The organism is Saccharophagus sp. K07, assembly GCF_014336955.1.
Taxonomy (GTDB): Bacteria; Pseudomonadota; Gammaproteobacteria; order Pseudomonadales; family Cellvibrionaceae; genus UBA5868.
On record NZ_QRAI01000002.1, the window covers coordinates 20,402 to 34,165 of the forward strand.

The 13,764-nt window shown below is 47.2% G+C and carries 10 protein-coding genes; 2 read left to right on the forward strand and 8 right to left on the reverse strand.

Annotated elements, in window-relative coordinates; all coding sequences use genetic code 11:
* Positions 1-966: 966 nt before the first annotated feature.
* Complete coding sequence (locus DWB84_RS06555; protein ID WP_187408992.1) at positions 967-1,152, reverse strand: hypothetical protein; 186 nt, start codon at positions 1,150-1,152, stop codon at positions 967-969.
* On the opposite strand from DWB84_RS06555, the gene DWB84_RS06560 reads away from it, so the two are divergent.
* A complete protein-coding gene (locus DWB84_RS06560; RefSeq protein WP_187408993.1) occupies positions 1,127-2,248 on the forward strand; it encodes a malectin domain-containing carbohydrate-binding protein in 1,122 nt (373 codons plus the stop codon). The genes DWB84_RS06555 and DWB84_RS06560 overlap by 26 nt on opposite strands.
* A gap of 128 nt (positions 2,249-2,376) precedes the next feature.
* Here the strand turns inward: DWB84_RS06560 and DWB84_RS19340 are convergent, their stop codons facing one another.
* The 4 genes from DWB84_RS19340 to DWB84_RS06580 all read right to left on the reverse strand — a co-directional run bounded on the left by DWB84_RS19340 (position 2,377) and on the right by DWB84_RS06580 (position 8,202).
* A complete protein-coding gene (locus tag DWB84_RS19340; RefSeq protein WP_370589697.1) occupies positions 2,377-2,763 on the reverse strand; it encodes a PPC domain-containing protein in 387 nt (128 codons plus the stop codon).
* Complete coding sequence (locus DWB84_RS06570) at positions 2,676-4,262, reverse strand: S8/S53 family peptidase (RefSeq protein WP_187408995.1); 1,587 nt, start codon at positions 4,260-4,262, stop codon at positions 2,676-2,678. The genes DWB84_RS19340 and DWB84_RS06570 overlap by 88 nt, the downstream gene beginning before the upstream one ends.
* Positions 4,263-4,722: 460 nt before the next feature.
* Positions 4,723-6,762 (reverse strand): glycoside hydrolase family 97 protein, encoded by a 2,040-nt coding sequence (locus DWB84_RS06575; protein WP_187408996.1) that lies wholly within the window; start codon positions 6,760-6,762, stop codon positions 4,723-4,725.
* Between the two features lie 285 nt (positions 6,763-7,047).
* The gene (locus DWB84_RS06580) at positions 7,048-8,202 is read right to left on the reverse strand and encodes a glycoside hydrolase family 5 protein (protein ID WP_187408997.1); all 1,155 of its coding nucleotides are present in this window, start codon (positions 8,200-8,202) and stop codon (positions 7,048-7,050) included.
* A 443-nt stretch (positions 8,203-8,645) separates the two neighbouring features.
* Between DWB84_RS06580 and DWB84_RS06585 the strand changes: the two genes are divergently transcribed.
* The gene (locus tag DWB84_RS06585) at positions 8,646-8,966 is read left to right on the forward strand and encodes a hypothetical protein (RefSeq protein WP_187408998.1); all 321 of its coding nucleotides are present in this window, start codon (positions 8,646-8,648) and stop codon (positions 8,964-8,966) included.
* A gap of 27 nt (positions 8,967-8,993) precedes the next feature.
* Here the strand turns inward: DWB84_RS06585 and DWB84_RS06590 are convergent, their stop codons facing one another.
* From DWB84_RS06590 to DWB84_RS06600, 3 genes are read right to left on the reverse strand one after another with little or no spacing between them, the layout of a single operon-like run.
* Positions 8,994-10,307, reverse strand: coding sequence for an HlyD family efflux transporter periplasmic adaptor subunit (locus DWB84_RS06590; protein WP_187408999.1), 1,314 nt, complete (start codon positions 10,305-10,307; stop codon positions 8,994-8,996).
* A 31-nt stretch (positions 10,308-10,338) separates the two neighbouring features.
* Positions 10,339-12,531, reverse strand: a complete 2,193-nt coding sequence (locus DWB84_RS06595; RefSeq protein ID WP_187409000.1) for a peptidase domain-containing ABC transporter — start codon at positions 12,529-12,531, stop codon at positions 10,339-10,341.
* Positions 12,531-13,715: a hypothetical protein gene (locus DWB84_RS06600; RefSeq protein ID WP_187409001.1), complete on the reverse strand. Its 1,185-nt coding sequence runs from the start codon at positions 13,713-13,715 to the stop codon at positions 12,531-12,533. The genes DWB84_RS06595 and DWB84_RS06600 overlap by 1 nt, the downstream gene beginning before the upstream one ends.
* Between the last annotated feature and the right edge of the window lie 49 nt (positions 13,716-13,764).

The following is a 13,764-nucleotide window of genomic DNA, read 5'->3' on the forward strand; positions in this document are numbered from 1 at the left end:
GGCGTCGAAGCCCTTGCGTCCTTATATTGTTGTAAGATTAAAGGAGACTTTCGGTTTCCTTTGGAGTTCAAGTGTTTTCATGCGGAAGTCATAGAAAAATTCCGCAAGGGTAGCGTCTGACTAAATTCAGCTGGGCGCTCCTTTGAGAATGATGAATTGGCGTTCGTGTTATTAATCGCACACAGAAAATTTGTATGTAGAAATCCCATCAATCCGAAACCAGATTTGTTTCGGTTGTGTGCAATGTGTTCACTGATTTATATATTTGTAAATTCGCTCGAACTTTGGAAAAAAGTTTATAATTTTTCTCTGCAAGATCCATTCTGCACCGAGCAATTCAAGCACCTTGCGGCTTCTATAATGTTTTTTATTGCGGCTCTTTCGAGGAAGTTTCTACCATATTGATCTTTTGGGTTTACCTCGGGAAGTCGAGCAATAAACTCCTTGATTTCATGTTTGCTACGAGAAACTAAAAGTTCCTCTCATTCGTGAGTGTCAGGGGACATTATCAACGGCCAACTGAAAGCCTAAAGTCTCTTCAATTTTACGCAGGTAATCACTCATGGTTCGTTAGCTCGCAAGCCTTCTTTGTCAGTACTTGAAATGATGCGATTCAAAAATGCGTGGGTTGTAGATATGGCCATAATGTAAAGATTCCTAGGGAAGCATATTGTCCAGACTAAAATATTCTGTGTAAAAACTCGGCCTTTCCCCCCAAATTTCCAGTCATATTTTTTTCGTTTTTTGCACCGCCTCTCAGACTCCCGGCGCAAGTTCGCCGATCATATTCATATTACGATAACACTAATTGTCTTTCCGTTATCGGAAGTTCTCGCGCCGGGTGCATATGTGCTCGGGATCACAATAAAGAATACATAAGCGGACTACTTCGGAGGGTTTCACCTTGAAAATCTGTCAATTGCTTCCTCTCTCTTTGGTAACTCTTTTGGTTGCCTGTGGCAGCCCTCAGCCTGCACCGCAGGATGGATCGTCCAGCAGCAGCTCCAGTTCATCGTCCAGTTCGTCTTCCAGTTCATCGAGCTCGTCTTCCAGCTCGTCCAGCTCCAGCAGTTCCTCAAGCTCCAGCAGTTCCTCAAGCTCCAGCAGCTCTTCCAGCTCGGGCGATGTGACTGGCAGCTTGGTGTATGCCATTAATGCCGGCTCATCGACTGCGGTGACATTGGACGGGGTGCGCTTTGAGGCAGATCGCTTCTCTTCCAGTGGCACACCGAACACCACTTCGGATCCTATCTCCGGCGCAAGCAACGCCGCCCTTTACCAGTCTGAGCGTTACGGCACCTTTACCTACAACATTCCGGTCACTCAGGCGACCTACAGCGTGGAGCTGCATTTTGTGGAGATGTTCCACACGAGCGCCAACAGCCGTAGCTTCAGCGTTACCGTTGAAGGCAAGAGCCTGGTAACTGGACTGGATATATATAAAGAAGTTGGTCACGACACCGCTTATATCCTGAGAGCCACCAATATCCCGGTGAGTGACGGTGCTCTGACGATTCAATTCACAACGCAGGTGGACAACGCCACAGTATCCGGTATAGCTGTTTACTCAGCGGATGGCGGCCGGTTTGAAGAGCCGCCGATACCGCCAATTTGTCCTGATTCCGGCCCATGTAAGATTCTGCCGCTCGGCGACTCCATTACCGACGGCATTGGTAGCAGCGGAGGTGGTTACCGGGTGGAATTGTTCCGTCAGGCAGTGGCGAACAACAAAAACATTACCTTCGTAGGCAGCAAAGCCAATGGTCCTACCACTGTGGACGGCAAAACCTTCCCGCGTAATCACGAAGGTTACAGCGGCTATTCGATCAACCAGATTGCCGGTGTTGTGCCAAGCCCCGCGCTCAACAGCGATCCGAACATTATTTTGCTGATGATCGGAACCAACGATTCCTGGGTTGAAGAGAACAACAATGGTCCGCAGGTGATGGCGCAAAGATTGGGAGCTTTGATCGATAAGATCATCAATGCAAAACCCAATGCATTGCTCGCTGTTGCTGTTATTACTCCTCGCTACGACTACGCCAGGCAGTGGGCGGATTCCTACGTCGCTGTGATTCCTGGTGTTGTGCAGGAGCGTATCAACCAAGGCTTCAATGTCATTCTGGTCGACCAGTACAAAGGTTTCCCTTCCAATGGACTGGGCACGGATAACCTCCACCCGAACGATACGGGTTATCGGTTTATCGGCCAGACTTGGTATAACGCCATTAAAGATTATTTGAAATAAGCGGAAACATTTGAGATAAGAGCAGCGTTGCTGCTAAACGTGAAAGGCGACCTTTGGGTCGCCTTTTTTATTGAGAGGATGTAATTTACATCGCATCCCGCCTTTTAAAGCCTAAATTGCCTTTTCCTTTAATTAACTTTCCTGAATAGAGTCAAGCCTAATTTATAATCGCCTGATGTATCCCTATTCGAAAATCGGGAAATTCTAAAGGTATAGTTTCCGGATGTTGGAGCTGTAAATCTAACTAGCTCAAATGAATTATCGTAGGAGAGTGAGGAGCTGACATAGTTATTTGCGGGATCTAGTACCGTTAGGTCAAAATCCGCGCCGATTGTGTGCAAATCGGTTCTGTGTGCATATGTATATGTGCCTCTGGTGCTCCATGCAATGGCGGCATTCACTTCTTCGCCAGCAGCTACATAAAATACTATGTCATTATTAGGGGCGACATAGTGTGGATTGCTGCCGATGAAAAATAATTGTTTGGTGCATCGACTAAATAAAAGTAAACGTATCCAAAATTTGAGTTGTTCAAGAAGCTGAGTCCGCCAACCCCTGTTGAGTCATACCCTCCGTTACTATTGCCCGTTTCGGCGATAGTTGCTGTGGCCATTAGCAGAGACCGCATAAGAAAGGGGGCGTCACGAACTCCGGTCCAAAATCCCGCATAATCTGCAGCAATTCCGGCGGCATGCGGAGCTGCAAAACTAGTCCCCCAGTACCCACTGTACCCGTCGTATGAGTCGTATCCGCAGCCCCATTTGAAGCACAGGCCCATCCCGGGAGCAGTAAATTCTGGCTTGGCTGCCCCGGTTTCAGGATTAATATAGTTTGAAAAATTGGCTACAGTTGCTGTTGCGTGGTTTGATGCACCTACAGATATAACATTATAACCGCGGCTCGGGGTGATAACTCTCCCAACGCTGGTGCCATCGTTGCCTGCTACGCCAAATATGGAAACGTAGTTGTTATAAACATAGTCGTCCCAATCTCGATCCGTGGTTGTGTAGTTATTTGCTGTAGTGACCCAATAAAATGATGCATTCACTATGTGTACCGGAGGGTTTGAGCCGCTTCCATTAAGCTCTGTTGACGTAGGTAATCTCGGAGAACCGGTGCAATACATATAGGCATTTGGCGATACATTTCTAAGCACGTCTAGTACGTATTGGCCGTGAGCATCAGTGACGCCATCTAATCTCGTATAACTAGAGAAGTCCCATGGATTTGCGCATCCATACCATTCAGTGACAAATACGCCAATATTGCTGCCCCAAAACAGTGAATTGCTCAACGCGCGGGGGTCAACATGAGAATAAGGCATTGCATTTGCAATAGCCGATCCGCCCCCCCGATATAAATCTATGAATACGATTTCGTCATCCTTTTCTGCGCTTTGAACAATTCTTTCAAGCTTCTGTTTTGTTACGTTTATTTGGATTGTGTTAACGTCGGTGTTTACCGCAAGCAGTATGGGATTTGTAATCTCGAGACCATGTCTTTTAGCCCAGGCAGTCATGCGGGCTTCTGAGAGAAAAGCTCGATTTTTTCGTCTTTCCGCCCTAATGGCCGAGCGTTTTTGTAATTCTTCCATCTCCTGTTTTGCAGTTAAAGATCTTCCGTTTATAACCCAGCCGGTTTCGGGTTGATAAAACCCGGTTCTGGCTTCATCTTTGAAATCGTCTTCGGGTGTTTTGAATGCGACCCATAATTCTATTTTTGGGGAATCGCTGTTTAACTGTTCAATCACAGATTGACTTAGCTTGGATTGTTTTTTGGCTTTTGATTTTTCGTATAAAGTTTCTGCTTCCTGTGGGGAGAGGACGTTTCCGTTTCCAGTCTTGATTGTCTCTCTGATTTTTCCGTCAGGCGTCAGACTTTTTTCAAAAGTATAGGTCGCGCCTTCAAATTCTTTGGTTTTCCTAAATTTTGTTTGGGTTTCGTCAGCTTCCGATGCAAATGCACTAATGCAAAGAAATGAAGAGACCAAAAGTCCATTAAGGATGTAACGCATATTAAGATCCTCTTAATTTTTCATATGTTTGATGTTTTTATGTCGGATTTGCAAAATTTAGCTTTGGGGGTCCTTGGTTTTAACCTCCTTTGGGTTTGTTGGTGCGGAAAAACTATTTAATGTTGATATTGATAAAAGCCGGTTCGAGGTGTGGATTTTTCTTAAAATTTATGAATGATGAACAAGTATAATAGTTGTCAAGTGAAGGGGTAGCAAGGTTACCGTTGTTGCCAGTTGGGGTTTGAGGCTTGCGCTGGAAAGTTGCAGGTTTTAGAAGGGACGTTATTGATCGTTCAGTTCGGATGGGGTGGGCAAATACGTCGGAGATTATGAGGGTGTGTCAAGTGGAGATGTTAATGTGGCGGCTATGGTCAAGAGAAGTTGGTCGGTGATAGGTCGGGTGGGGTAGGTAAGCGATTCGCGCCTATCGCAATGCAATAGGCGCAGTCTTCAAAGATAGTTACGGTTGCACCGCTCGCAAAACCACAGTCGCTCCGCCAGATGCCGCGAGCGACAATTTTAATGTCTGATTTTGCTTAACGGTTTTTTGCGTTTTCACTACGCTGGAAATGCTTTGGCCATCCTGCCAGATTTCCGCGCTGTAAGTTCCCTTATTTAAAAAATCCAATTTGATTTTTACCTGGCGAGGGGATTCGTTGGTCATGGCGCCTATGTACCAAAGGTTGCCTTTGCGGCGGGCGAGGACGATATATTCGCCGATATCTCCCTGTAAAAATCGCGTTTCATCCCAGGTGCTGGGCACATCGCGCAGAAATTCCAAACCGTCCTGCCATTCGCTTTGTGGCAGCGGCCAAATGCTATCGGTTGGGCTGTCGCTTTTGCTGTAAGTAATGGGCGAATCGGCCAGCATTTGCAGTGGGCTGTCGTATATCACATACATCGCCAACGCTTGACCGCGCGTGGTTTGCACATAAGGCAGGTAGTAACGTCGCACATTGGGCATTTCCGCTGGTGTGGTGTGGCGGAAACCGCCGGGGGTGTAATCCATCGGGCCTAATAACATGCGCGTGTAAGGCAAGGTCACATTGTGGCGGGCGGTAATGCGCGTACTCCATTTATTGAATTCACCGCCCATAACGCCTTCCTGGGTGAGCAAATTCGGGTAAGTGCGATTCATGCCATTGGCTGCCATGGAGCCGTGTAAATCCACCATGATGTGATATTTGGCAGCTGTGCTGAGCAACTTATGGTAGTACTCCACCATTTCCTGGTCGGACCTCTCCATAAAATCCACTTTTATCCCTTTGATGCCCCATTGCTGATAGGTTTTCAGCGCTTCTTCCATTTGCCAGTCCAATTGTTTCCACTGCAGCCACACCCAAACACCCACATTGTGTTCTTTGGCATAGCGCAGAATTTCCGGCATATCCATTTCTGCAATAGGTTTTAAAACATCAGAGCCCGGTTTGCTGCTCAGCGATGAACCTTCATGCCAGCCAGCATCAATCAAAATGTATTCGAGGTTTAGAGCTGCGGCAAAATCGATATATGCCTTGTAGGTGGCGGTATTCATGCCGGGTTTAACGGTGGAATCGCGCAGGGCGACTTTATTATCGTTCCACCAATCCCAGGAGACTTTGCCGGGTTTGATCCAGCTGGTATCGGCAATTTTGGTCGGCTCACCCAATAAATGCACGAGTGGGTAATTGATTAAATCACCCGCGCGATCACCAATTAAAATAATGCGCCACGGCGTGGTGAAATTTTCCGTGAGCTTGCCTTTTACGGCGACCACATCCAATCCGTCGGGACGGCTGTCAAAGCGCGGTGTAAGAACCGATGACACGCCCAAGCGTCCGTCACCAAGGCCGGAATACCAACTGCCGGGGTAATTGCGCAGATTGGATTCGGCCAATGCAAAAGTGGTATCGCCTTTGCCGGTTTTGCAGACAAAAGGATGGTCGAACAGATTATGTTGGCGAATCACAGAAGCTTTTACCGGATCAAATTCGCCTTCGTGTCCATTGGCAAATCGACCCAAATTCAAACCAAAACACTGGTAATCCTGCGGAAAGAAAAATCCGGTCATTTCATATTGGATGCTGAATTCTTCAAACGGATTTTTGATGGGAAGTTCATAACGCAAAGCGACGCCGTGATCGTAGGCGCGCACTTGAATATTGAGAAATTTGGGTTGTTCGCTGGTGCTGGCAAATTCTGCGACTAAATATTCGTAATGATCCACCAGTGTTTTATGCGCACCGACGACCATCTCGTATTGGTCTTTAATGGTTTTGTAGGAATGAGTGAGCAGTTTCATTTCCCCGTCGCCGAGACGATCACCGTCAATGGCAAAACCTAAAGAGGATTCCGCAATAATCACATTGCCATCGCGCTCGACCTGGTAGCGCAAACCGGATTCGGTATTGGAGAGTGAAAGGGTGATTCGTTTATCGGGAGAGGATACCACTAAGGTCTCGGCCAAGGCCGATGATGCGGAGAGGGCGCACAAGAAGGTGAGGTAGCGCAACTGGATCATGATTGATGCTCCGAATGGTGATTTTTATTTTTGGGATGCAAACACGGTAGATCTTGGAAGACATCGCTGCTCACATAATAGTAGGAAATCAGCAATTAGTAATTGGGTAGCGAGAGATTGGTGGGGTGCGCGTAAATATGTTGCGCTACATTGGGGTTTGTGGGCGGGGCTAACGCTTGGGAATTTTGCGCGTCGTTTCCGCTGCTCTAAATCATCGAAATGCTGTCGGTCCCATAAAATAAAAAAGGCCAGCGTAAACTGGCCTTTTCCCAAGATTCAGTGTGATTACTGAAGGTAGGGCGCCAACCAGGACATTTGCGCAGCATCTGCACCGTTGGTGGGTTCGATTGAGTACATGTAATTGCCCCACCATGGACCAGCAGCCCACCAGGTCCAACCAATCCAATAATTGCGGTTGTTGTCGATGTGCTGCAGCGCGCTCTCGATTGCTTGTCGGCAGGTGCCGTTGTTGGCTCCGGCGAATTCACCTAAAAAGCCTTTTTTGTTGTTAGCCGCCAGCCACGCGGTGAAGGCAGCCAATTTTTCTGCGCCGTTGGTGGTAGCACATGTTGGTGATTTACCCGAATGGTCGGCATCAAAATACTGGTGCACTTCAATCGCGTAATTATTACCGGGGTCAACAAAATCCAGCATAACGGTGGCATTCGGCGTTCCATACCAGTTATCACCCCAGGTGGAAGCGCCGGTCCAGGCGTTGCCTGGGACGAGTATCAAATTGGTCGCACCGGTGTTGCGGATCGCACTTGCTGCGGCGTTAGCTGCAGCCAGCCAGGCTTCTGTAGCCATGGTGTGCGGTTCATTCATGATACCGAACACGACGTAAGGGTTGCCTTTGTAGGTATTGGCCAAGCGCGACCACAAATCAGCGAAAGCTGAAGTCGATACTTGCCCAGTGCCTATGACGGTGCCTCTGTAGCGCGCGTAATTGTGCGGGTCCAGAATCACGTACATATTTTTCGCGGTTGCCTGGGTAACAAACTGATTCAGGCGATCAAATTCGGTTTGATTGAAAGCCTGATTCAAAGAAGGTTGCAGACGCTCCCACAAAAAGGGCAAGCGGATAACGTTCATTTTTTTGGATTTGAAGTAATCCACTTCGGTTTGATTGGGGTAGATGTAATGTTCTTCGTAAGTCCCTGGGATAAAAGCCTCACCGAATTCCGCGCTCGCCAGATTGACGCCTTTGAGCATAACGGAGATACCGCCGCCAGAACTGCTGGATGAACTGGAGCTGCTCGATGAGCTGCTTGAGCTGGAAGAACTGCTGGAGCTGCTTGAGGACGAGCTGGAGCTGCTGCTGGAAGAGCTACTTGAACTGCTCGAAGAGTTGGATGAAGAACTTCCGTTGTTGCCTCCGCAGGCAGCAAGTGACACGCTGCACACAAGGAGTGTGAATCGCAACAGGGATTTGCCGATCATGTATATTCTCCTGGGAATGTAAAAGCCCGGAATTTCGTGCATCGATATATGCATCCGGTATAAGCGGTTTATCGCAGAGCCAATTTAAGTGTTTTCCGCTGCGAACGCGTTATAACAAATCCGGATCATAACGCCGCTGAAGAAGCTGGTCCAAACAAGAACTGCCGTTCTGTGATGTGTGGCAAAGTGGGAGTGGGATAGGGGGCGGATAGCGAGAGGGGAGAGCTTCGTGTCGGATGCGTCAAAGAGCTTTGTTGAGAGAATGCCTGTGGCGCTTGTTGGTCCTGGATCGAATTTTTTATTTCGAGTGGTGAAGCACATTCCGTCGTGCTTTCAGGCACGCAAGCCAATCACCTAATTTCAAGTTGGGTTCTATAACGCTTTTAGCCTCCCAGGCTTTAAGTTTGCTAAAAAAGTATTTAAACAATTTGAGGAAAGCGAGAATGAAGGCGGCATTAAATACAATTGATGCGGCGATAAAAAGATTGGTGACGCCAGTTACAATGTTTATTGCAGCCGCTCTTTTGAGCAAGGGTCTAGATAAGCCTGATGCAAATCCGAGCGTGATCAAATTTCTGATGGGGTTGCTGGCTCTATGGGCTCTCGTATATATGTTTTTTTCTGCATGGCAAGCCCTAAATGAGTTTCAAGAGCAAGGTATAGGAAAAATACGAATGGCTTTTATTAGTCCATCATTTCTGCTCGTTTATATCGTGCTATTTTTTTCAGCGTTAAAAATGGGGCTTGATAAACTTGGTGGATAGTATGTGAACGGCTTATAAAGGGTAACTCTAAGCATTCTGATCAAAAGCACTTAACAACTGATAAAAGATCCGCTCAACCAGGCGCAGGTCCTCGGTGACGATTTCAGCCACGCCGATCATTTCGTGTTTAAAGGGCAAGGTTTGGCCGTGGCTGGATGTCAGTCCATTTGGTAGCTCGACGCGCACTTCGTAGTGCATGGATTCGGGGGCCGGGGAGATGTTGGTGATTTCACCGGAGACGATTCCAAATTCCTGGTAGGGAAAGCCATCCAGTTTGATAAATACTCTTTGGCCGACTTTGGCTTTGCCAAAGTTTTTCATCGGTAGAAAAATACGCGCAAAAACGGTTTGTTGGTCATTTGGGACAACGGTAAAAACTGCTTCATTGGCTGCAACCGCTTGAAACGAGCTGCGGTAATTTGCCCACACAATACGGCCATCAATCGGTGAGATAAGCAGGTAGGTTTGCTTCCAGCGGCTGATTTCACCGCGCAATTCATCCAAGGCTGCGGCGAGCGTGAGCTGTTTTTGCTGCATTTCATCCTGGAAGCGCAGTTGAATTTCCAGGGCTTCTTTATCCAGCTGCGAAAGCGTTACCTGGGTGTTGGCTATGGCGCTTCTATGGTTTTTGATTTGGTTGATGACAGCCAAATGTTTGGTTTTTTGTTCATCAAGTTGAAGCATCGAAACCAGTTTTTTCTGCGCCAATGCTTCCAGGCGATTCAGTGCGGCCTGCTCGATTTCCAAGGCTTTTCCTAGTGTTATCAACTGCTCCTCCTGTTGCGCCAGCAGTTTTTGCTGAAGTTGCTTTTCCTCTTGCAGCGCTTGCAAGCGGTGGTCCCTGCTCTGATTTTTATGCAACAGATAATATCCGTTTAATTGGGTTTGAAATCGGCTGAAATAAATTTGCAACTCGCCCAGATTTCTGAAATCCCGCTCCATCGCCTGAAAAAACTGTGCGGCAAATTCCGCTGGGTTTTCTGTTGTATCAAACCGGTCTAACCAAGACACTGCTGCCGCCAATTGGTCGTAGTTGACCGTATTGCGAATGATGGCGACGAGTTCACCGGCTTTCACTGTGTCGGTTTGGCGGTTGACAAGTTGTAATTCGCCATTGGCCCGAGCAATAACCCGGAGCGGCGGCAGCTCTGTTGTTAAGGTAGTAGGGGCGGAAATAATATCCGGATATTTAATAAAAAAACTCATGGCCAGCATCACGGCCATAGCCAATAAAACGATGCTGGAGCCCCAGCGGACAATCCAAGCAGGCATGCGATTCAATATATCCTGCGCGTATTCGCTGCGTTCATCCAAATTGGCCAACTGTTCTTCCAAATTCATAGGGGAAACTCCGTTCGCTGAAACCTGCCTGTTAACCAAGCTCCAGCTGATTTTTAATCAAGGTAAAATACGCCCCTTTTTGTTTGATTAAAGTTTGGTGGTTGCCACATTCCACAATGCGGCCGCGATCCAATGTAATAATCTGGTCGGCGTCGCGCACGGTACTGAGTCTGTGAGCGATCACCAGCACTGTGCGACCTTGGAAAAAGCTATTGAGATGCTCCATAACTTCACGTTCGTTGCGCGCATCCAGGGCGCTGGTGGCTTCATCGAAAAATAAATATTGGGGGTTTTTGTATACGGCGCGCGCAATCAAAATGCGTTGGCGTTGACCACCGCTGAGCGCCAGGCCGCTTGCTCCAATTCTGGTGTTCAGACCTCCCGGAAGTGATTCCACTAACTCAACCAGATTGGAAATTCGCAGTGCTTCGCGCAGTCTCTGGGGATCAATCTGCTCATCGGAATCCGATTCCGTGATATTTCTCAGAATTGTATCGGAAAAAATATACCCGTCCTGCATTACAACCCCGCACTGGCTGCGCCATAAGCGCGTGCTGACGTCTTCCAGGTTGGTGGAGCCGACACATATTTGCCCTTGCTGCGGGGTATAAAATTTCAGAAGCATCTTTAGCAAGGTGGTTTTTCCGCTGCCACTGGGTCCTACTATTGCGGTAACTTTGCCGGCAGGAATTGTCAGCTCTATATCTTCCAGCACGTAGGGTGAATAACCGTTGCCGTAGCGAAAGCTGACCTTATTCCTGAAGATGATGTCTCGTTGTTCCGGCAGGTAATTCACGGCATTTTCGTTTTCATTTTTCTGGTCGTGAATTTCGCTCAGGCGCGAAAGGCTGAGGCGGGCGTCCTGAAGGGACTGAAGAAATCCCATAAAACTATTAATGGGTCCATTTAGTTGGCCGATAATGTACTGTATGGCCAGCATGGTTCCCAGGGTGATGGAGCCGTCAAGTACTGCTTTGGCTGCAATAAAGGTAATGATGATATTTTTCAGTTCGTTGATAAAGTTGCCGCCTATGGCTTGATATTGAAACAACGCCAGGCTTTTTACCGAAATCTTGTAAAGTTTTACCTGAATACGCTCCCATTCCCAGCGGCGGCGCCTTTCTGAATTGTTCAATTTAATTTCCTGCATGCCATTTAGCAGTTGTACCATGCTGCTTTGATTGCCGGATGCCTGATCGAAGCGTTTGTAATCCAACACTTTTCGGCGTTTCATAAACAGCGCTATCCAGGTGATATAAAGCGCAGTTCCCACAAGGAAAATGGTGAATATCAAGGGTGAAAACCAGGCGAGAATGGCCGAAAATACAACAACGCTCAGCAAAGAAAATAGTACGCCTATAGTAGATGAGGACAAAAAATTCTCGATGCGGTCATGGTCCTGTACTCGTTGCAGTAAATCGCCAATGGTTTTGGAATCAAAAAACGCAATAGGCAATTTCATGAGCTTTATCAGGAAGTCTGATATCAACGATATGTTGATTCGCGATCCTACATGCAGCAGTATCCAGCTGCGCAATAAATCCACCGTGGTTTGCGAAAAAAACAGCATGAGTTGGGCTGCCAGCAGAAGGTAGATCAGATTGAGGTTTTGGGTATTTACTCCTTGATCGACCAAAGTTTGCGTAATAAATGGAAAACAAACTAAAGCCAGGCTCGCCACAAATAATCCTGCGATCAATTGTGTCCAGAGGGGAATATAAGGTCGGAAATATGGCCACAATAAACCCAGTCCTTTGCCTCGCTCTTTCAACTCTTCATCTTCAGATTCGTAAAATGTCGGGGTGGCTTCGAGTAGTAGCAGGGTGCCTGCTGTCGTATTGGGATCTTTTCTATTGAGCCATCCGTCGCAGAATTCTTTGTGAGTGTGGCGGACTTTGCCGAAGGCCGGATCTGCTACATATACGTGTTTGGTTGTTATTTTATAGACCACAACGAAGTGGCGTTGACGCCAATGGGCAATGCAGGGCAGTGGAACTTCGTCTTTTAAGGTATCGAATTTAACTTGCACTCCAGCCGTATTAAAGCCGATTTTCTCGGCGGCCTCGGATATGCCACCGAGAGAAACGCCTTGATTGGTCAGCGAGCATTGTTCACGTAAGGATTCTATGGATAAAGTACGACCATAGTATTTGGTGATCATACGAAGGCAAGTGGGGCCGCAATCCATTTGATCCAGTTGTTGATAAGCGACAAATCTATCCATTAATGGCCTCCTGCAAAATTTGCCACAACAAATCGTCGCCAGCTAAAGGCATAGGGCTGGTTTGACAGATCAAAGGTTATGATTTGATCTGCAAATTCGTCTCTAAAGAACTCGTAATAAGAAAAAAATATTTCGTATAGTTTTTTGCCGAGTGGCGCGTATATGTATTCGCTATTGAGATTTTTCAGATCATGCTGGAATTTGCGTAAATAAAACGCAATGCGCGCAAGTACGTGCAGATGATCGTCGTTTGTCGACATCTGGTCCAAGTTGCGGCTTAAGCTTCTGAGTATCGATGTATAGGTGAATAGACCGTGAAACGCCGAATAAACCGATCTTGGATCATTTAAACCGGTTGTCAATGACTTTAGCGGGGTGTCGGGCGCACAAGCCAAAAAGGCATTTTTTTGTAGTGTTGCAGAATTAAAAATAACATGCCCGCATTGATGGGCGAGATCATCCAGATAAAAAATGACATTGGCATCATCTGGAACATTTAGAAATGCTGCACCGTGCACACTCAGTGAGCCGAAGGAATTCGTCAGATCAGCCTGATATAGGTGTATATATCGGGTGCAGAAGCATATCCATTCATGCAATGTGGCATCTTGCTGGGATATAAGCTCCAGCGCACGCTTCACATTTTGATGCTGCTTAAGGTCATTAACTGAAAATCCGCCCACATTTACAGTTCCATTGGCAAAAAATCGCGCGGCAACGGCCGGTGGTTTTCCTTGACCTAAGGTTACATTGGGTGCGATGTGGGTAAGAGTTTCTTGTATAGGGGGATAACATAAGTCCTTGTCTTTTCCATCTGGATGCCAAAGCCATTCTCTGCCTTCAAGAATCAGTGTCCCTGTGGTATTGGCTTCTTTTACACGGAGTATTCCAGCTCGTGGGACAAAAATAACGCCGTCTTCATCTGATCGGGCTTCCGCCGTCCTTGTCGTATCCGCGTTGACCAGCCCTATTAATTGCTGGCTCAATGGAGTGTTGGGTGATGGATCGGTAAACCAGGCAAATAAAGCCGGCTCCAAAAAAATCAGGTCGTCCTCGTAGTCCAAGAGATCAAACCACTGTGGCGCTTTTTTATAAACCAGCGTTTTAATGTGCTGTGCGAGACTGCTTTGTCCGTCGATCATGTGTGGTTCTATTATTTGTCTTAATCGTTGATCCAAGGACATGGTTATCTCCTTCATTAAAAGGAAAAGGCCGGAAGCTGTTAGCTTCCGG

What these genes read in the sequence shown, in the direction of transcription:
- DWB84_RS06555 (WP_187408992.1), bottom strand. Translation starts at nt 1,152, where the DNA reads ATGGCATACACCAAGCTGCCAGTCACATCGCCCGAGCTGGAAGAGCTG.
- DWB84_RS06570 (WP_187408995.1), bottom strand. Translation starts at nt 4,262, where the DNA reads ATGCGTTACATCCTTAATGGACTTTTGGTCTCTTCATTTCTTTGCATT.
- DWB84_RS06575 (WP_187408996.1), bottom strand. Translation starts at nt 6,762, where the DNA reads ATGATCCAGTTGCGCTACCTCACCTTCTTGTGCGCCCTCTCCGCATCA.
- DWB84_RS06580 (WP_187408997.1), bottom strand. Translation starts at nt 8,202, where the DNA reads ATGATCGGCAAATCCCTGTTGCGATTCACACTCCTTGTGTGCAGCGTG.
- DWB84_RS06585 (WP_187408998.1), top strand. Translation starts at nt 8,646, where the DNA reads ATGAAGGCGGCATTAAATACAATTGATGCGGCGATAAAAAGATTGGTG.
- DWB84_RS06590 (WP_187408999.1), bottom strand. Translation starts at nt 10,307, where the DNA reads ATGAATTTGGAAGAACAGTTGGCCAATTTGGATGAACGCAGCGAATAC.
- DWB84_RS06595 (WP_187409000.1), bottom strand. Translation starts at nt 12,531, where the DNA reads ATGGATAGATTTGTCGCTTATCAACAACTGGATCAAATGGATTGCGGC.
- DWB84_RS06600 (WP_187409001.1), bottom strand. Translation starts at nt 13,715, where the DNA reads ATGTCCTTGGATCAACGATTAAGACAAATAATAGAACCACACATGATC.